The sequence below is a fragment of the Psychrobacter sp. W2-37-MNA-CIBAN-0211 genome, from assembly GCF_040309405.1.
Classification (GTDB): Bacteria; Pseudomonadota; Gammaproteobacteria; order Pseudomonadales; family Moraxellaceae; genus Psychrobacter; species Psychrobacter glaciei.
In genome coordinates, this window is sequence record NZ_JBEOOU010000625.1 from 1 (window position 1) to 232 (window position 232).

General features: G+C 36.6%; 1 protein-coding gene. It reads left to right on the forward strand.

The window, feature by feature from the left end; translation table 11 throughout:
- The coding region (locus tag AAEY72_RS16515; RefSeq protein ID WP_352311790.1) for a phosphoribosylformylglycinamidine synthase-related protein at positions 1–232 on the forward strand (232 nt) is incomplete at both ends.

Consider the following 232-nt stretch of genomic DNA (forward strand, 5'->3'; position numbering starts at 1 on the left):
TGACGAAATAGATTACCTAGTAGAAAACTTTATAAAGTTAGGCCGTAATCCTAACGATATCGAATTGTTTATGTTTGCCCAAGCAAACTCAGAGCATTGTCGTCATAAAATATTTAATGCTGACTGGACAATCGATGGTGAAGAGCAGCCAAAGTCGCTGTTCAAGATGATTAAAAATACTTTTGAGAAAAACCCTGAAAATGTATTGTCGGCATATAAAGACAATGCCGCG